At 49.5% G+C, this 17,832-nt stretch carries 16 protein-coding genes; 9 read left to right on the top strand and 7 right to left on the bottom strand.

Annotation, left to right across the window (positions count from 1 at the left end; genetic code table 11):
- The 6 genes from OGV77_RS19320 to tssK all read right to left on the bottom strand — a co-directional run.
- Positions 1-492 (bottom strand): DUF6708 domain-containing protein (locus OGV77_RS19320; RefSeq protein WP_353655824.1); only part of this gene is annotated, 492 nt, incomplete at its 3' end.
- A gap of 10 nt (positions 493-502) precedes the next feature.
- Positions 503-3,592 (bottom strand): T6SS effector BTH_I2691 family protein, encoded by a 3,090-nt coding sequence (locus OGV77_RS19315; protein ID WP_141110898.1) that lies wholly within the window; start codon positions 3,590-3,592, stop codon positions 503-505.
- A gap of 13 nt (positions 3,593-3,605) precedes the next feature.
- Positions 3,606-4,520, bottom strand: a complete 915-nt coding sequence (locus tag OGV77_RS19310) for a hypothetical protein (protein WP_087050867.1) — start codon at positions 4,518-4,520, stop codon at positions 3,606-3,608.
- 2 nt (positions 4,521-4,522) lie between these two features.
- Entirely contained in the window at positions 4,523-6,823 is a 2,301-nt protein-coding gene (locus tag OGV77_RS19305) for a type VI secretion system Vgr family protein (RefSeq protein WP_043015895.1), read from the bottom strand.
- A gap of 153 nt (positions 6,824-6,976) precedes the next feature.
- Positions 6,977-7,624, bottom strand: a complete 648-nt coding sequence (tssL, locus tag OGV77_RS19300) for a type VI secretion system protein TssL, short form (protein WP_043015894.1) — start codon at positions 7,622-7,624, stop codon at positions 6,977-6,979.
- Entirely contained in the window at positions 7,621-8,961 is a 1,341-nt protein-coding gene (tssK, locus tag OGV77_RS19295; RefSeq protein ID WP_087050868.1) for a type VI secretion system baseplate subunit TssK, read from the bottom strand. Before tssK ends, tssL begins: the two co-directional genes overlap by 4 nt.
- 275 nt (positions 8,962-9,236) lie before the next feature.
- Between tssK and pyrC the strand changes: the two genes are divergently transcribed.
- The 7 genes from pyrC (at position 9,237) to OGV77_RS19260 (ending at position 14,186) form a co-directional block, all read left to right on the top strand.
- A complete protein-coding gene (gene pyrC / locus OGV77_RS19290; protein WP_087050869.1) occupies positions 9,237-10,283 on the top strand; it encodes a dihydroorotase in 1,047 nt (348 codons plus the stop codon).
- 65 nt (positions 10,284-10,348) lie between these two features.
- Positions 10,349-10,594, top strand: a complete 246-nt coding sequence (gene dinI / locus OGV77_RS19285) for a DNA damage-inducible protein I (RefSeq protein WP_043015891.1) — start codon at positions 10,349-10,351, stop codon at positions 10,592-10,594.
- A 340-nt stretch (positions 10,595-10,934) separates the two neighbouring features.
- Positions 10,935-11,189, top strand: a complete 255-nt coding sequence (bssS, locus tag OGV77_RS19280; protein WP_003036154.1) for a biofilm formation regulator BssS — start codon at positions 10,935-10,937, stop codon at positions 11,187-11,189.
- 308 nt (positions 11,190-11,497) lie between these two features.
- Entirely contained in the window at positions 11,498-12,616 is a 1,119-nt protein-coding gene (gene solA, locus OGV77_RS19275; protein WP_087050870.1) for an N-methyl-L-tryptophan oxidase, read from the top strand.
- Between the two features lie 51 nt (positions 12,617-12,667).
- Positions 12,668-12,781: a YceO family protein gene (locus tag OGV77_RS19270; RefSeq protein WP_003846814.1), complete on the top strand. Its 114-nt coding sequence runs from the start codon at positions 12,668-12,670 to the stop codon at positions 12,779-12,781.
- 261 nt (positions 12,782-13,042) lie between these two features.
- On the top strand, positions 13,043-13,609 hold the full coding sequence (locus OGV77_RS19265) for a cytochrome b (protein ID WP_043015889.1): 567 nt from the start codon (positions 13,043-13,045) through the stop codon (positions 13,607-13,609).
- A 1-nt stretch (position 13,610) separates the two neighbouring features.
- Entirely contained in the window at positions 13,611-14,186 is a 576-nt protein-coding gene (locus OGV77_RS19260; RefSeq protein WP_043015888.1) for a YceI family protein, read from the top strand.
- 45 nt (positions 14,187-14,231) lie between these two features.
- Here the strand turns inward: OGV77_RS19260 and trhO are convergent, their stop codons facing one another.
- Positions 14,232-15,284: an oxygen-dependent tRNA uridine(34) hydroxylase TrhO gene (trhO, locus tag OGV77_RS19255; protein WP_087050871.1), complete on the bottom strand. Its 1,053-nt coding sequence runs from the start codon at positions 15,282-15,284 to the stop codon at positions 14,232-14,234.
- 220 nt (positions 15,285-15,504) lie between these two features.
- Between trhO and OGV77_RS19250 the strand changes: the two genes are divergently transcribed.
- Positions 15,505-16,425 (top strand): Kdo(2)-lipid IV(A) acyltransferase, encoded by a 921-nt coding sequence (locus tag OGV77_RS19250; RefSeq protein WP_043015886.1) that lies wholly within the window; start codon positions 15,505-15,507, stop codon positions 16,423-16,425.
- A gap of 155 nt (positions 16,426-16,580) precedes the next feature.
- Positions 16,581-17,801, top strand: coding sequence for a multidrug efflux MFS transporter MdtG (gene mdtG, locus OGV77_RS19245; RefSeq protein WP_087050872.1), 1,221 nt, complete (start codon positions 16,581-16,583; stop codon positions 17,799-17,801).
- Positions 17,802-17,832 lie beyond the last annotated feature (31 nt).

Genomic DNA, 17,832 nt, shown 5'->3' with positions numbered 1-17,832 from the left:
GTAAATATAGACTTTCTGCCGCTTACGGTTTAGGCGCACGGGCGTACCGCGGGGCGTGTGATAGGTCATTCTGATCAATAGTTTAAATAAAGAGAGAAAAAAGACAAAAGCGGGAAATGTTATTAAGAAAATAATAACATCCATACCAAAAATAAAAGGACAAATTAGAGAATAAAGTATAAATGGCACTAGAAGAAAGGCAAAAATATCGCCGCCGCCCCATGAGATCTGATTCTCATAACGGGGAATTTCCAGCCAGATATCATTCTTTTCATTCAGCCAGATAGCATTGGGTTCAACATCATGCTCCAGCCACTGAACCGGCAGATCCTCCTGCCATCTTTCCGCCTGCGGGATCAGTACGGAACGGCGATAAAAAGGGTTTTTGGGGCGTTGCGTTTCAACGTTTGCTGTATGCTGTTTCTTTTTTTTATTGTCAGAGGCGGAAAGTGATGCGCGACGCTTTACTTTATTGCCTGGTTTTTTAGCCATGTGATTATATTCATCCTTTTACATTAAGTGTTAATGAAAGCACATCCTCAACGTTATATTTATTTTTCCAGTAGCTCACCGTTAACACTGCCCTATTGTATGAAAACGATGAAACCCATCCGCCATTTTTAATAATCAGAAAACTGTTATCTTCATCCGTTTCATGTTCAATATAACCTTTAAAAAAATACTCGGCTTCATTATGATATTTATCATCCTGACCTGGGAACATTTCATGCGATTCTGACGTCACTGATAGTGCATTACCATCAGCAGCAAATGCCTGCAGTTGATATTCATAGGCAGATAATTCACTATTATAACCGGGGAACGTAATATTGGACTCAATTTGTCGGTAGGTTCCACCACCACCAGGAATAGAAGAGACTGTGCTAAAGGCGACCTGAACCCGCATACCGGAGATAATTGCGTTATAATCGGCTAAGGCGCTGTTTAAATCCTCCAGACTCGTAGCCTGCCAGGGAATATCATCTGCTTCGCGACGAAGACCAAAGCAGCAACGCCGCAGCCAGATTTCAATCGGCGTACTGCGTAACTGATCGCCCCGAAAAGCCAATGCAGCGCCTAAAAAAATTAATGCTAATGCCAGTCCGGCGGGGCCAAAAAGAGTAAAAACGCCGAAATAAGCATAATAACCGGCAATAGCACCGCCAACAATCGTTGAAAAACCACCTGCCAAATAAAAATATATAGCCTCATTATCCCCATGAATATAAGCATCCCAAGCAGAAAACATCATCCTTATCCCATCCACTACCGAAGCAACTCCAGCCAGAACACCGCCCGCTTTAATCAGTGTATGGACATCCTTACCCAACACTTGCCAGAGGCCTTTTTTCGTTAACATTCGTCCAAAACCGGCGATTTCCGTTGCCGCGCTGGCGATCATCAGATAGTTCGTTAACTGCTTAAATTTACCGTCGGTAAACTGAAGTGCTCGGTTATTTTCCCAGAGATCGTAAGTCTGGAATGCCAGCATGGCCGTAGACAGCACCATACCTATAGCATTGCCGCTCACCAATCGCCCGGTTCGTTCACTGATGATGTTGCTGCGAATATTTTCCCATTGCGCCGCATCCACCGTGCGCAGAGAGGACTCGGTTTTATCCAGCAATGAAAGTGACGATATACGGAGTTCACTGGCAAAATTGCCGACATGTGATTGGTGATTAATCGGCGCTTTTGTTACTGATGAAGGACTCACTCCGGACTTACGCAGCGGTTTAAAAAGGTTTTCTAAAGCAACCATACTGCTGAGTTGTATATTAATCCGCTGGCCCAGCAACTCGTTGTCCGTTATCGCCAACAAATATCCTACGGCTGAACGCGTGCTTGTCACGCCTCCCTGACGAATCGTGCCACTAAACGGGGATGAATTTTTGGCAACCTCCATGCCCAGGCGCGTGCCATATTCCTGATAAAACTGCTGGAACTCTCTTATGGTCATCGATAAGGAAAAAAGCGTCACCGTTTGCCCCGTGGCGACATACCCAGCCCCCTGAAGCATGCGTATGACCCCGTGTCGGGTCACATCATCCAGTTTGTCAATTCCCCGACTAAACGCGCCATTCATCGCCAGAATACGGGTGTTAAACATCGCCTGGATTCTGTCGCTTTTTAGCGTATTACCGATTTCATCCGCACCAACAATAACTTTCAAATAAGAATAGCCGCTTAGTCCGCTGTAGATGCTGCTGTAATCATCAGTGCTATATCCTAGCAGTCCTTTATATACAGGACTGTTAGTGTCGCCGAACCATGTACACCACACCTCACGGGTACTATCATCAATTGCCCCTCCCTGCAGGCAGGTGGTGACCGTCGTGAACTGGCGATACCATTCGAGCAGATCCTGCTGTTTTGAATAGTCATTATCGATAACATATTTCCAGAGAGGCGCGACATACCAGAGAGCTAAATCTTTACCCACATTGTCAATGCGCTGTTGAAGGGACTCCACCTTTTCCTTATAGGTTTTTGCAAAATCGGCTCGCCCTTTTTCATCATAACTTTGCTGTAAACGCGTAAAGTATTCATCCCACGTCTGGCGGCCAACCTCGTCTTTATCAATACATTCCACACTGTTAGCAGCAGGATACGGGGAAGAGGTATACACACAGCGGGTTTTGCTGTTTTGCTTAATACTCTCTTCCGACCCCGCCAGATAGTTTTCAATTGCCAGGGCGATGATATGTTTGTGCATGGTTTCTGGTTGGCTAATATAATCTTCCATGGCGTTCACCAACTGCAGTTGCCCTGCTTTTAACTCCTGAATAATCCCCACACTATCTGTGAGGGTAATTGCCACCGGCGGACACTGGTATTGCTGCGTAATGCGATCAACATAATCGCCAAATGAGGTGGACTCATCCTGGCGTGAGTAAAATCCATGCATTCCTCCCTCGGGTTCATTAATCTTCTCCAGCCAGGGATAAAGTAAGGTTGCATATTCAGCCACCTTCTCTTTCAATGATGACAACGCGCTATCGATCGCAAATTCGCCTTTTTCAGCAGACGGCGCGCTTTGCAGACTATCCAGAATAATATGCGTAAAGCGTTCTTCGGACGGTTCTTTCTCATACTGACTTAAAACGTCATCGCTCCAGGGATCGCTGCTAAATGCCAGCCACGCTTCGCTGTATTTTTTGGTATCAAAATTGATAAAACTTCCCGCATTGCAATGCCCTTGCGTGCGACAGGCGCTGCAAAGCGATTCTACCGCATCACATTCAGGCATCAGAGTGGCTTCAAATTGCCGCAATGCGCCTTCTGTTGTAACTTCATAACCCTGCCATGTTTTTTTATCGCCATTGCTTTCTTTAGGCTTTAAAAGTACGTACAGATATCCCATGCGCAACGTTCTTAAGGCATATTTATATTCCCCTCCTTTCAGCGAGGGTGCAGGTTGTGGCTGAATGTTAGGTTGCCAACCAGAAGAGACCATCCCGTTGGGTACAACAGCAATCCGCAGGGGAAGAACCGGAATGCCTTCTCGTTGACACACCTTACAATCTGACGGGATCTGGGCAGACTGATCTGCTGCTGCGGCATTATCTTGAGATTGATCCTTAAGCGACATAAATAAACATTCCTTATTGAACGGTGCTTTGCTGTTCCAGTTCCAGCCAGACTGAATCGGGTAATGTCTGAAGTAACTGCGTCAACAGTAGCGAGGGATTTTCTCTCGCCTGTTGCAGAAGAGACGCAATGGTTGAATGACGGGTTATATCAACGGGAAAATTGAGTGCATTTAGTGCGAGATAAGTTTTATCACGCAACTGATGCAATCCTATTTTACCGACTTCTTTCCAGGCTTGTGCAGCCAGATAAACTGCGTTATCCGGTAGGATCGTTTTCCCATTATCCCAGGCATATAATATGCGCCATATATCCCTGATATTCAGTTGGCCTTCCTGCATTCCCCACGTCAGTTTACCTGCTGTCGTTGCTTCGATGCTGTTCAGGCCGTTGAGTTTTCCCGTATAGGCTATATACCACCAGGTTGAAATTGGCCAAAGAACCTCTTCAATCACAGGAGATAACTGCGTTAGATACAAAAGCTCCATACGCAATGGCTCAAAAAAGGGTAATGAATAACCTGTAGTTATCTGGTCACCAAGAGCTCGGCAATTATCTGCGATCTTTTGCGACAACACCTGAAGCCCACAAGCGCTGCTCAATAGCCCACAAATATAGCGCTTATTATATTTCCGCTCATAGGTTCCATATCTTACAACTTCATTAATCACTGCGGTTGAACACACCTCTCCGGGTGCGGCCAGTAATATCAAATGTGGACAAGATTCCGGAGAGTAGCGAAGATCAGGACGTAGTACGGGTTTGACGTTTTCAGCGCCATATATTTCCTTTAAATTACTTAGGCATAAATCATTTAAAAAAGTGACATTTTTTAACGGATCGACCAGTAAATAGCGATATTCATTTTGGTACCGCCCGTTAAAATCGCTACATATATCATCCGATTGAAACTGTTTATAGTTGCTCACGATTACGTCCGCTCCTTGCAGGTCGCACCGGGAGGAAGTTCCGGGGGCGTATAATTATACGGCTGTGGGATCTGACGATTAAACGTAGCGCTTTTCACATTCACATCACCCAATGTCTTAATGGTCACGCCTGAACGTTCAATAATGAGTGCCGTTTTATCGCATGCTAATGTAATTTTTTTCGCCGTCGAGATATAAACCTCCCCGTCCTTACTTTGTATTTTCATATCTTTCATGGCAGTAAGCTCCATGTTGTCATCTTGCGCCTGTATCTCAACCTTGCCTTTGTTGGCAAAAATCTTAATCCCCAACGTTTTAGCAAACAGACTGATAACCTCCCCGGCAGCGACGGTAAACTTTTTGAACACGCTGAAATCACTGTTTTCAGCCGAGGTCTGAATAAAATTATTACCCGTACTAATTTGAATACTTTCCGGAGATACCTGTGCAATACCCGCAGGTGCGCTCAACAGCAAAGCCGCTTGTTGTAAATCTTTTAGCGACCCTTCCATCAGACTTTTTTGCGCTGCTACTTGTGCCAGCTCTGCGTTGGCCGTTTTCACCGCCTCGCTCAGCGATTGCGCCAGTCCTTGCGCCTGTTGCAGGGTTTCCAGCGCCGCTTTCATTTCAAGCTGTAGGTCCTGCGCCTTTGCCTGCATATCGGCACTGATAAACAGCCCTTGTCCACCGCGTATCGTCCCCCATTTGTCCGTGCGCAGCTCAAACCCTTCCCCCCGTTTCTGCTTGCCGCTGTCCACGATATGACCCAGATTTAGCTGGCTCTTTCCGCCGTACTCCGTCGAGAGCTTGATATGCTCCTGCCCACGGGTGTCATCGAGGCGGAATTTGTTGTTCGTAGGGGTACGCAGGACATTGCGTTTATTGTTGCGGATGGTGACATGGTCAGGATGGGCGGAGTCATGCAGTGCATGGGCGATATATGGCCGGTCCGGATCGCCATTTTCAAACGCAATAGCCACTTCCGTGCCGGCCAGCAGTGGCAGATGAAAACCATAGGTATCTCCAGCATACTGTCTGGCCTGACGCACCCACAGACTTTCGTACCCGGCGGGCCATGTATCGCGGTCAAAGAGTAAATTGACCCGATAGCGTCCGTCTTTATCGATATGCCCGTAGAGATCGCCTGGCTGGGTACTGGTCACCCGTGCAGGCAAAGTGCCCGCCATCACAGGTTTCTCCGGCGAAGGTGCGCGAAAACAGTAACGTTCAGAACAGGGTATTGCCTCAAACTCCAGCGTATAGCTACGGTCGCGAGCGGCACGGGTATGAATCGCGGTGATGACCACGCCGTGGGCAAACATATCTGGAGCCTCACCGCCGGTCACCTTCAGCGCCTGGCCAGGCATTAACGTTACGCTGTTGCTGGTGCCCCCCAGTCGCGTCTGCCCGTTCAGATAGCGTTCGTGGCGGATACGGGCATAAAATCCCCCGCTCTCAATAGTCTGCGGGCTACCGGCCTCACGAAAATTATCTGCGTAATGATACGCTTCACCACGGGTAGTTTTGTCGCCCGCAGTGACATCCATCGCGCTGTCCATGTCCCTTTGGGCGTCACGGTAGTTGTAGTCTCGGGTGGTAACCGTGTTTTCAACCACCGAATACGACGAATTCAGCGCCCATGCGGCTTCAACTGTGCCGTCGTACATACCGGACGGGTGGCGCAGCGGTAGAGTGATTCCCTGTTCATATCCCTGCTGATCGTCGTAAAACTCTATCACCTCAATTTTCAGCCGTGAATCTGCCGCGAAACGGAACCAGATCCCGGTCTCCGCCAGCAACCGTGACAGAAACGTCAGGTCATTCTCGCCGTACTGCATCACCTGTTCGCGACGTGGGTACTCATTATTCAGCTTAAAAACAAAATCCTGACCGCGCAGACCATGACGTTCACGCAGGATTTTTTCCGTAATCTGCGAGACGGACATATCCTGGAAAATCGCGCTCTGATGACTGCGGGAAAGTAGCGCCAGACGGGGTTCCAGTCGCACCTCGTAATGCGTTTCGTCACGTGAGGCAGACAGACACTTAAATGCGGTAATCACCCCATGCAATGTGCGCTGCGGAGTCATCACCGCCATCCCCTGTTCCGGCGGTGCGCACAAGCTGAACGAAGCGTCCTGCATCAATACTGTTTCCGGCGTAATACCATGATTAGTGCTGGTGAACTGAATGTCATACCGAAAAGGCTGGCTGAGATATTCATGTCCTTTGAAAGCCAGAACGTCTGGTTCCACGTCCAGCCCACGAATAGTCAGTTTGTTATGGTTGTGATCAAACAACATTTTGTGCCCTCCTGGCGTTCGGGCACGCTACCGCCCATGGCCGTAACCCTATGCCCATTAAGGTAATACTTCCCCGTTCTCAGTAACCGCGTTGAATGTCCCTACTGATCAACACATGAAATTGGCGAAGCCCAACGTTGCCATTCGCCTGTGTTATGCGGCGAAACTGACCAGTAGTGAGTCAAGCCAGCAGTCCAGCCCCCACCAGAGTAGTCCCACCGCAAACAGGCCCAACATCAGCCGAATTCGGACGTCACGCAGCCATAAACCCAGCGAGCTTCGCGCAGGTAAGGTATTAAGTACCGGCTGTGATTCCTGAAACTGAAAAGCGGGAATATGCGATGTCAGTTCATTGAGTAACGCTGTCCGTGTTGGTGCGTCCGGACTCAGTCCACCGAGAAATCCCAACATCAATACCCGATGGAAACAGATAAGCACCGTTGGTTCCGGTGCCGGCTCGCGCAGAACACCACGCATCCGCTCATACAACGCTTCTCCGGCGTCGAGGGTGTTGAAGTAGTGCGTCTGGAGCGGGGACTGATACCACACCAGACTGGCATCATCCTGTACCTCGCGACTTTTCACCGCCTCATCCAACAGTGCACAACAGGCATAGGTGATGTGCAGAATGTTTTCCTCGGTTAACCCCGCCGTACGCGTCACCTCTCGCACACACGTCACATTATCCGCGCACATCTGCCACAACCGCCGCCCTTCCCCGGTAGCAAACTGCTCCCCCTGCCGTAATCTCACGGTCTGAAGCCAAATATCGGCCAGACATTCATCGACGTTGAAGGTCATGTGCGCAACACCGCAAACAGCTCAAGCTCGAGTTCACCCAACGTGCCCGGTACATAAAATACGCAGATGCCAGAGTCCAGCATTCGCTGGGCCGACGGATGATTGAGATCGAGGGAGAAATACTGATTTTCCAGGCGCAGGGGAATCGCCGCCGGGACGTGAGTTTGCGCTTTCAGCGGGATGCCATTTAGCGCAATATTCACAACCTGGTTTACATCGTCCGGGCTCCCCGCCTTGCATAATTGTGGGAACTGGTTATAAAGCTGCGCAGCTGGCAGGGATGAACGCACCGACAACCAAAAGTCAGCACCTTCACGCAGACGGGGATCGTGTAGTCGGGCGATCCATTGATGCAGACGAAGATCGCGTTCCATATCAATGGCGATGACCCGTGATGGCAGGCTGGTTTCCAACAATCTGTTCAACAACCTGAACAACGGCAAAAACGTGTTGCTTAAATCATCGTGCTGATACAGCGGGATAACGCCAATCTCATGTTCCAGCGAGAACGTCAGCAGCGCCCCCGCCAGCCGCGCCAACTCCTGATACACGCGTTCCGGATGCACCTGTGGGAAACGCTGGTACATCCCCAGGACGGGTTCGGCGGTATTTAGCGCATTGAGCAGCCAAAATAACGAGACGTCTGCTACAGCAAAATCCGCCATCCGCTCATTACTTTCCCGACGCATTGCCATCAAACGGATAATGCGAGCACGCAGTTGCGTCAATAACATCTCTGTCTTGTCGCACAACCCGTGATTACCGTGCATCGCCAGCAGCGGAGGGATGAACGTCCCATCAAGGACATAGTTACCTTGTACGTCTTTTAATATCCGAGCCACCGGGCAGGTGAGGTAATTGGCATTATCCTGAGTTGAAAGCCGTAGCGTGAGTTCATGTTGCATCACCGCCATCGGCTTTATGTCATCATCAAACTGGTTGCGTACATCGCGCCACACCTGGCGGTAACGCACCGGATATTCAGCAATGTCTTCCGGTTGCAGGCAATTACGGTCATTCGAATAAAACTGAGGAAGGGCCAACAGCACTGTGGCTTCGTTTGTCTCCCCCGTCAACGTTAACGTTGGAGGTAGGGCATCCATCTGCTCAGTATCTATCTGAGTACCGTCCTGAAATCGTAAGTTCAGGCAAAGGGGTTTCAGTTGCCCTTGTGTCAGTACTTGTGAATCAAATTCTGCACGCCATACCCCCCACGGATGCATAACGCTCATTTGGGCTATACCCTGGTCATCACGGGAATTAAGCAACGTTTGCTGTTGAAAATACTGGGGAGAAAGGAGGATCCCTTTTGTCCATAGCGGACGAAAAATCTTCATTGCACCTCCTGTGCCATAACATTTTTATTTAAACATCCAGAAATAAAATAGATTAATAAAAATCATTTGTTTTATGATTGATTATATCAATATATATAATTACACACTGAAATAAAAAAATTAAGTCTTAATTAACGATTAAACATTTGGCGCGTTGGCAATGTGATACTGCTGGTGACGCTTACAGACAGCGCGCTTTTTTTCGTGCAAACGAAAACGTTTCCGCTTATCCTTTGTTTCCGGCAAAAAAGACTATCCTCAGCCGGAGCATATTGATGACTGCACCATCCCAGGTTTTAAAGATCCGCCGCCCAGACGACTGGCATCTTCACTTTCGCGATGGCGACATGTTAAAAACTGTCGTGCCCTATACCAGTGAAGTGTATGGCCGCGCCATTGTCATGCCGAATCTGGCTCCGCCCGTCACCACGGTTGACGCGGCTATCGCTTATCGCCAGCGAATTCTTGACGCGGTACCTGCCGGACACGACTTCACGCCATTAATGACCTGCTACTTAACGGATACGCTGGATCCCAACGAACTGGAACATGGATTTAACGAAGGCGTTTTCACCGCTGCAAAGCTTTATCCGGCCAATGCCACCACCAACTCGACGCATGGCGTAACCTCGATTGACGCCATCATGCCGGTACTGGAAAGGATGGAAAAATTGGGTATGCCGCTGCTGGTGCACGGAGAAGTGACGCATGCGGATATCGATATTTTCGATCGTGAAGCACGCTTTATTGAAACGGTGATGGAACCACTGCGTCAGCGTTTAACTGCGCTGAAGGTGGTGTTCGAGCATATTACGACTAAAGATGCTGCCGACTACGTGCGCGACGGTAACGAGCTTTTGGCTGCGACCATTACGCCACAGCACCTGATGTTTAACCGCAACCACATGCTGGTCGGTGGGATTCGCCCTCACCTGTACTGCCTGCCGATCCTCAAACGTAACGTCCATCAACAGGCGCTGCGAGAGCTGGTTGCCAGCGGGTTTAACCGCGCCTTCCTTGGTACCGACTCTGCGCCGCATGCGCGTCATCGTAAGGAGTCTAGCTGTGGCTGTGCGGGCTGCTTTAATGCGCCGACCGCGCTGGGCAGCTATGCCACCGTGTTTGAAGAGATGAATGCGTTGGCGTATTTCGAAGCCTTCAGCTCACTCAATGGCCCACGGTTCTATGGTTTGCCAGTGAATGAGACCTTTATTGAGCTGGAGCGCGTGGAGCATCAGGTCCCGGAGAGCATTGCACTGGACGATGATACGCTGGTGCCTTTCCTGGGTGGCGAAACGGTACGCTGGTCAGTAAAAAATTAAAATAAGTGTAGCCAACTGAGGTGATTAACTGTATAAATAAACAGCATATTCCACAGGGGGCTACTATGCGTATTGAAGTCACTATTGCTAAAACTTCACCACTACCCGCCGGCGCAATTGACGCGCTGGCAGGTGAACTCTCCCGCCGTATTCAGCACCATTTTCCGGATAACGAAGGTAACGTATCCGTGCGTTATGCTGGCGCAAACAATCTGTCGGTTATTGGTGCGAGCAAAGAAGACAAAGAACGTATCAGCGAGATCCTCCAGGAGACGTGGGAAAGCGCGGATGACTGGTTCATCAATGAATAAATAATGATATGCAGTGATGTTTGTTTGCCGGGTCGCCCCGGCTTTTTTATACACGCCATCTTTAAATCAATAGCGCATTCCTGCTGGCGAACTTATATTTTAATAATCAATCCCTGGTTATCTTTTAACCACAACACCAAAATAATTGTGCAACATGCTAAAAAAAAATGAATAACATGTTGGTTTCTTACTCAGATAACGCTGAAAACAAAAAATTTATGCGCTCCCCTCTTTAAATTTCCAATGAATACCCTTATTTATTGATATACTGAAGTTGCTTCAGAAAAAAACGCATTGAACCTCGAAAACCGTTGTCTAGTAACACGAATTAGGGGGCATGATGGAAAAGAATAATGAAGTCATTCAGACTCATCCGCTTGTAGGATGGGACATCAGCACCGTTGATAGCTATGATGCGCTGATGCTGCGTTTGCACTACCAGACCCCGAATCGTCCAGATCCGGATGGGACTGAAGTTGGGCAAACGCTCTGGTTAACCACTGATGTTGCCAGGCAATTTATTTCGATATTAGAAGCAGGAATCGCCAAAATTGAATCCGGCGATTACCAGGTAAATGAGTATCAGCGACATTAAACCTGATACCTCCAACCATCAAAAGGCACCTTATCGGTGCCTTTCTTATTTCCAGGTTGAATATTCCGGGTCAGTTATTTACCCTGCTATACCTGTCATACTTCAAGTTGCATGTGCGTTGGCTTTCCTCGCTCACCCTGGTCACGTACTAATGTACGCTCCCAGGGATTCGCTGCGTTGCCGCGTGATTCGGCCTTACGGCCTCACCCCTTCGGGGCCAGCGCGAGCGCTGTTCAAAACGGCCGGGCCGTTTTGTCCTGCAACTCGAATTATTTAAGGTATACTATCGCGATTGCAGAGAGAAGCGGATGAAATACGACTTAATTATTATTGGCAGCGGTTCGGTAGGCGCCGCAGCCGGATACTATGCCACTCGCGCCGGTCTGAAGGTTCTGATGATCGATGCGCATATGCCACCGCATCAGCAGGGCAGCCACCACGGCGACACTCGATTAATTCGTCATGCTTATGGCGAAGGCGAAAAATACGTTCCTCTGGTACTGCGGGCGCAGACATTGTGGGATGAACTGTCCACCCAAAATGAAGAACCGATTTTTGTTCGCTCTGGTGTAATCAACCTCGGCCCGGCAGATTCAACCTTCTTAGCGACCGCGGCACAAAGCGCAAAACAGTGGCAACTCAACGTTGAACAACTGGATGCTGCAGCCATCATGGCGCGCTGGCCGGAGATTCGCGTACCTGAAAACTATATCGGCCTGTTTGAAGCCGAGTCAGGTTTTTTACGCAGTGAGTTAGCGATTAAAACCTGGATCCGTCTGGCGGAAGAAGCAGGCTGCGCGCAGCTATTTAAATGCCCGGTCAGCGCAATTCGTCACGGTGATGATGGCGTCACGGTAGAAACCGCCGACGGTGACTATCACGCGCGAAAAGCGGTGATCAGCGCCGGTACCTGGGTGCAGGCTTTAGTCCCCGAACTTCCGATACAGCCCGTGCGCAAGGTGTTCGCATGGTATCAGGCCGATGGACGTTACAGCGTCAAGAATAACTTCCCTGCCTTCACCGGAGAGCTGCCAAATGGCGACCAATATTACGGTTTCCCGGCAGAAAACGATGAGCTAAAAATTGGCAAGCACAATGGTGGACAGGTAATTCATTCTACAGAAGAGCGTAAGCCGTTTGCCGCTGTTGCCAGCGATGGATCTGAAGCCTTCCCATTCCTGCGCACAATTCTGCCAGGCGTTGGTTGCTGTCTGCACGGTGCGTCCTGCACCTATGATAACTCACCGGATGAAGACTTTATTATTGATACTCTGCCGGAGCATGACAACACGCTAATCATAACCGGGTTGAGCGGACATGGCTTTAAGTTTGCCTCCGTGCTGGGAGAGATTGCGGCAAACTTCGCCCAGGACAAACAGTCTGACTTTGACCTGACCCCCTTCAGGCTAAGCCGTTTTAAGCGATAATAAATGATGGCCTCGTTGGTGAGGCCATTTTTAATGACAGGAATAACATCGATGCGCCGCATCTTTCACTATCTGGTTAATAATATTCGCGAGCATTTTATGCTCTACATTATTTTATGGTCGCTACTGGCAATTATGGATGTTATATATATTATGTTTTTTTGATCTCATTACGCTGACATTAATTGACATAAACTGATGTTAGTTGAATTTTCATTGCATTAAATTGAATAAGAAAAAAACCTACAAACCCCGAAAGCAGGCCTTGATACTCGCATTCCTCTCTAAATGCCTGATGATAACTTCACAAGTCAATCAATTATTTTGAGTTAACAATAAATATCAGCGCCATTGTTATTTATTAGTTGCATTAATGTCTTTTCCGCGCCATTTTCATTCACTTCTGAAATATCTAACGGTGTGCTTATGCAATTCAATAATAGTCCACAACGCTATGGCATAGTGTCTGCCGTATTACACTGGCTGACTGCGATTGTTGTATATGGCATGTTCGCGCTGGGTTTATGGATGGTCACGCTCAGCTACTACGACGGCTGGTATCACCAGGCCCCTGAACTGCATAAAAGCATCGGCGTTCTGCTTATGATGGGATTAGTCATCCGCGTCGTCTGGCGATTGCTCTCCCCTCCACCTCCTGCGCTGACAAATTATTCCCGTTTAACCCGCATCGCTGCGGCAGTGGGTCACCTCGCGCTATACACATTGCTCTTTTCTATTGTCATCAGTGGATATTTGATTTCCACCGCTGATGGCAAAGCGATAAGCGTATTTGGTTGGTTTGACATCCCAGCGACCCTTGCCAATGCGGGCGCTCAGGCCGACCTCGCAGGTAGCCTGCACCTGTGGCTTGCATGGTCCGTGGTGGTTTTATCGCTTCTGCACGGACTGATGGCCCTGAAACATCACTTTATCGATCACGACGATACCCTCAATCGCATGTTGGGAAAATCGTCATCTGACAATGGAGCTTAAAATGAAAAAAAACCTGCCTGGACTGACACTCGCCGCTTTGTTATTCACCGCTGGCTCGGCCGTGGCGGCAGATTACAAGATTGACAAGGAAGGACAGCATGCCTTTGTTAATTTCCGTATCCAGCATCTGGGTTACAGCTGGCTGTACGGCACCTTTAAAGATTTCGACGGTACATTTACCTTTGATGAGAAAAATCCCGCAGCCGATAAGGTCAACGTGACCATCAACACCAACAGCGTTGACACCAATCACGCTGAACGCGACAAGCACCTGCGCAGCGCAGATTTCCTTAACGTGGCCAAATTCCCACAGGCGACGTTTAGCTCCACCAGCGTGAAAAAAGAAGGGAACGATCTGGATATCACCGGTAATCTGACCCTGAACGGCGTCACTAAGCCGGTTACGCTGGACGCAAAGCTGATAGGTCAGGGCGGCGATCCGTGGGGCGGTACGCGCGCTGGTTTTGAAGCACAAGGGAAAATTAAACTGAAGGACTTCAACATCACCACCGATCTCGGTCCGGCGTCACAGGAAGTGGATCTGATAATCTCAGTGGAAGGTGTCCAGCAGAAGTAAAACATGAGTTGCCGGATGAGGTCTTACCCCTCAGCCGGCATCATTTTATTGCGTGGGATCCGGAATGCCCAGCTTGGTATTCAGGCGACCGCGTGATTTATTAAAGATTTTGTTGCCATTTTCGCGGCCAGCGCGACGACGTCGTTGCTCTTCTTCCGGCAACTCACTCTCTTCGCTGCACAACTCGCTACAGCAGCCGTTATATTTTTGCGCACAGGCCGGGCACTGGATAAACAACAGATGGCAGCCATCATTTTTGCAATTGGTATGGCTGTCGCACGCCGTTCCGCATTGATGGCAATGCGCAATGACATCTTCAGAAATTCTTTCGCCCATACGCTCGTCAAAAACGAAGTTTTTACCGACAAAACGCACCGGAAGTCCCTGTTCACGCGCCTTGCGGGCATATTCAATAATACCGCCTTCGATGTGCCAGACTTTGCTAAATCCGTTGTGTTTCATCCAGGCGCTGGCTTTCTCACAACGGATCCCGCCCGTGCAATACATAACGATTTTTTTATCTTTATGCGCCTGCATCATTTCAACCGCTTTCGGTAACTGATCGCGGAACGTGTCTGCCGGGATTTCCAGTGCATTCTCGAAATGGCCCACTTCATATTCATAGTGGTTGCGCATATCAATGAATACCGCGTCAGGATCGTCCAGCATGGCGTTTACTTCTGCCGCCTTCAGGTAATCCCCCACGTTGCTGGCGTCAAATTGCGGATCGTCAATCCCATCCGCCACGATGCGTTCACGTACTTTCATACGCAGCACCCAGAACGATTTACCGTCATCATCCAGCGCGATATTCAGACGCAATCCGTTTAATGCGGGATCAAACGCATAAAGCTGCTGGCGAAATGTCTCGACGTTGCTTTGCGGTACGCTGATTTGTGCGTTGATTCCTTCATGAGCAAGATAGACGCGCCCGAAGACGTTCAATGCGGTGAACATCTGGTACAGTGCATCACGCGTGTGCTGAGGATTGGTAATAGTGAAATATTTATAGAATGAGATCGTCGTGCGCGGCTCAGTCTCGGCCAGCATTTTGGCTTTGAGGGCGTCGTTCGAAATGCGGTTGTGTAACACTGGCATGGTGTACGTATCCTGCAAATTGGGAGTAAATGGAAATCGGCGGCATCATAAAGCAAACATCGCCAATTTACATCCACACATTTTACGCTACATTTCTTACTTCAATATAAACGCACGACAACAATTGTTGGTTTAATCACCGTTCTCCCGTCACAAATTTTTGAAATGCACGAAAAAATGCGACAATACAGGGAATTGGTCGTTTGAAGACAGGATAGACATGACGAATTTACCCAAGTTTTCGGCTGCGTTACTGCATCCACGTTATTGGTTAACCTGGCTGGGCATTGGCATCCTTTGGTTAATCGTGCAGTTACCCTACCCGATTCTTTATAAGTTGGGCTGCGCATTAGGTCGCCTGGCGTTACGTTTGATGAAACGTCGGGTAAAAATTGTATCCCGCAATCTGGAACTGTGCTTTCCGCAGATGAGCGAGCAGGAACGCCAGCAGATGATCGTCAAAAACTTTGAGTCCGTTGGCATGGGCGTGATGGAAACCGGAATGGCCTGGTTTTGGTCCGACAAGCGTATTTCACGCTGGACGGAAGTTATCGGGATGGAGCATATCCGCGACGTTCAGGCACAAAAGCGGGGAATTTTGTTGGTGGGTCTGCACTTTTTGACCCTTGAACTGGGTGCGCGTCAGTTTGGTTTGCAGGAGCCAGGTATTGGTGTGTATCGCCCTAACGACAACCCGCTGCTCGACTGGCTACAAACCTGGGGCCGTATGCGTTCGAATAAATCAATGCTCGACCGTAAAGACCTGAAAGGAATGATTAAAGCGTTGAAAAAAGGCGAAGTGGTCTGGTATGCGCCGGATCATGACTACGGTCCTCGCGCCAGCGTGTTCGTACCGCTTTTTGCTGTTGAACAAGCCGCAACGACCTCCGGGACCTGGATGCTTTCGCGTATGTCCAATGCCTGTCTGGTCCCGTTTGTTCCTCGCCGCAAGCCTGACGGTAAAGGGTATCAATTGATTATGCTGCCTCCGGAGTGTTCTCCGCCGTTAGACGACGCGGAAACTACGGCTGCGTGGATGAATAAGATTGTTGAGCAATGCATCATGATGGCTCCTGAGCAGTACATGTGGCTGCACCGTCGCTTCAAGACGCGCCCCGAAGGCTCCCCTTCCCTGTATTAAATCGCTGTTGCAGCCCTGAGGGCTGCAACACTTTCCCTGCCCGCTTTAGGTTTAGCTGCTATCCGCATTGCAGCAACTATCAACCAGGCGCATAATTAGTCTGCTTACTTATATTCAATCGATAGCGCAAACAGCGCGTCACACTGCGGAACGCTATGTCACCCTCAGATGCTCCCATAAACTGGAAACGCAACCTCACCATTGCCTGGCTGGGTTGTTTTTTAACCGGCGCAGCATTTAGCCTGGTTATGCCCTTTTTGCCGCTCTATGTCGAGAGTCTGGGCGTCACGGGTCATAGCGCCCTGAACATGTGGTCAGGCCTGGTCTTCAGTATCACGTTTCTCTTTTCCGCCATCGCCTCTCCTTTCTGGGGTGGCCTTGCCGATCGCAAAGGGCGAAAAATCATGCTGCTGCGTTCCGCGTTGGGCATGGCTATTGTGATGCTGCTGATGGGCCTGGCGCAAAATATCTGGCAGTTCTTGATCCTGCGCGCCCTGTTGGGTCTGCTCGGCGGTTTCATTCCCAACGCTAATGCGCTGATCGCTACCCAGGTTCCGCGCAACAAAAGCGGCTGGGCGCTGGGTACGCTCTCAACCGGAGGCGTCAGCGGCGCGCTGCTCGGACCGTTAGCCGGCGGGCTGCTCGCGGATCAGTACGGTTTACGCCCGGTATTTTTCATCACTGCCAGCGTGCTGCTGGTTTGTTTTATCCTGACGCTATTTTTTATCCGCGAGCGTTTCCAGGCGGTAAGCAAGAAAGAGATGCTGCACATTCGCGAAGTGGTAACCTCTTTAAAGAACCCAAAACTGGTGCTGAGCCTGTTTGTCACTACGCTTATCATTCAGGTAGCAACCGGCTCTATTGCGCCCATTCTGACGCTATACGTTCGCGAGCTGGCTGGTAACGTCAGTAACATCGCTTTTATCAGCGGGATGATTGCCTCCGTTCCGGGTGTGGCTGCGTTAATAAGCGCCCCAAGGCTTGGCAAACTCGGTGATCGAATTGGCCCCGAGAAGATCCTGATTGTGGCTCTGGTCATCTCCGTGCTGTTGCTTATTCCAATGTCATTCGTACAGACGCCCTGGCAATTGGGGGTTCTGCGCTTTTTATTGGGTGCCGCCGATGGGGCTTTGCTCCCGGCGGTACAAACGCTGCTGGTCTATAACTCAACGAATCAGATCGCCGGGCGGATTTTCAGTTATAACCAGTCATTTCGCGACATCGGCAACGTAACAGGACCATTAATGGGGGCGGCGATATCTGCCAACTATGGTTTTCGCGCCGTCTTCTGTGTGACCGCGGGCGTCGTACTATTTAACGCCCTCTATTCATGGAATAGCCTGCGCCGTCGCCGGAGTCCTGAGGCCGCAGGATGATTTGAGTGTGTTTATCTTCTCAGAATCGAAT

The organism is Citrobacter sp. Ce129 (assembly GCF_030334545.1).
Lineage (GTDB): Bacteria > Pseudomonadota > Gammaproteobacteria > Enterobacterales > Enterobacteriaceae > Citrobacter > Citrobacter europaeus.
The sequence above is the reverse complement of the archived record's forward strand: the minus strand, read 5'-3'. Positions and strand labels throughout refer to the sequence as shown.

Bases quoted from the DNA above. Each gene is read 5' to 3' on its own strand.
- pyrC (WP_087050869.1), top strand. From the start codon at position 9,237: ATGACTGCACCATCCCAGGTTTTAAAGATCCGCCGCCCAGACGACTGG.
- mdtG (WP_087050872.1), top strand. From the start codon at position 16,581: ATGTCACCCTCAGATGCTCCCATAAACTGGAAACGCAACCTCACCATT.
- OGV77_RS19305 (WP_043015895.1), bottom strand. From the start codon at position 6,823: ATGTTGTTTGATCACAACCATAACAAACTGACTATTCGTGGGCTGGAC.
- OGV77_RS19250 (WP_043015886.1), top strand. From the start codon at position 15,505: ATGACGAATTTACCCAAGTTTTCGGCTGCGTTACTGCATCCACGTTAT.
- tssL (WP_043015894.1), bottom strand. From the start codon at position 7,624: ATGACCTTCAACGTCGATGAATGTCTGGCCGATATTTGGCTTCAGACC.
- solA (WP_087050870.1), top strand. From the start codon at position 11,498: ATGAAATACGACTTAATTATTATTGGCAGCGGTTCGGTAGGCGCCGCA.
- trhO (WP_087050871.1), bottom strand. From the start codon at position 15,284: ATGCCAGTGTTACACAACCGCATTTCGAACGACGCCCTCAAAGCCAAA.
- dinI (WP_043015891.1), top strand. From the start codon at position 10,349: ATGCGTATTGAAGTCACTATTGCTAAAACTTCACCACTACCCGCCGGC.
- OGV77_RS19265 (WP_043015889.1), top strand. From the start codon at position 13,043: ATGCAATTCAATAATAGTCCACAACGCTATGGCATAGTGTCTGCCGTA.
- tssK (WP_087050868.1), bottom strand. From the start codon at position 8,961: ATGAAGATTTTTCGTCCGCTATGGACAAAAGGGATCCTCCTTTCTCCC.
- OGV77_RS19270 (WP_003846814.1), top strand. From the start codon at position 12,668: ATGCGCCGCATCTTTCACTATCTGGTTAATAATATTCGCGAGCATTTT.
- OGV77_RS19315 (WP_141110898.1), bottom strand. From the start codon at position 3,592: ATGTCGCTTAAGGATCAATCTCAAGATAATGCCGCAGCAGCAGATCAG.
- bssS (WP_003036154.1), top strand. From the start codon at position 10,935: ATGGAAAAGAATAATGAAGTCATTCAGACTCATCCGCTTGTAGGATGG.
- OGV77_RS19260 (WP_043015888.1), top strand. From the start codon at position 13,611: ATGAAAAAAAACCTGCCTGGACTGACACTCGCCGCTTTGTTATTCACC.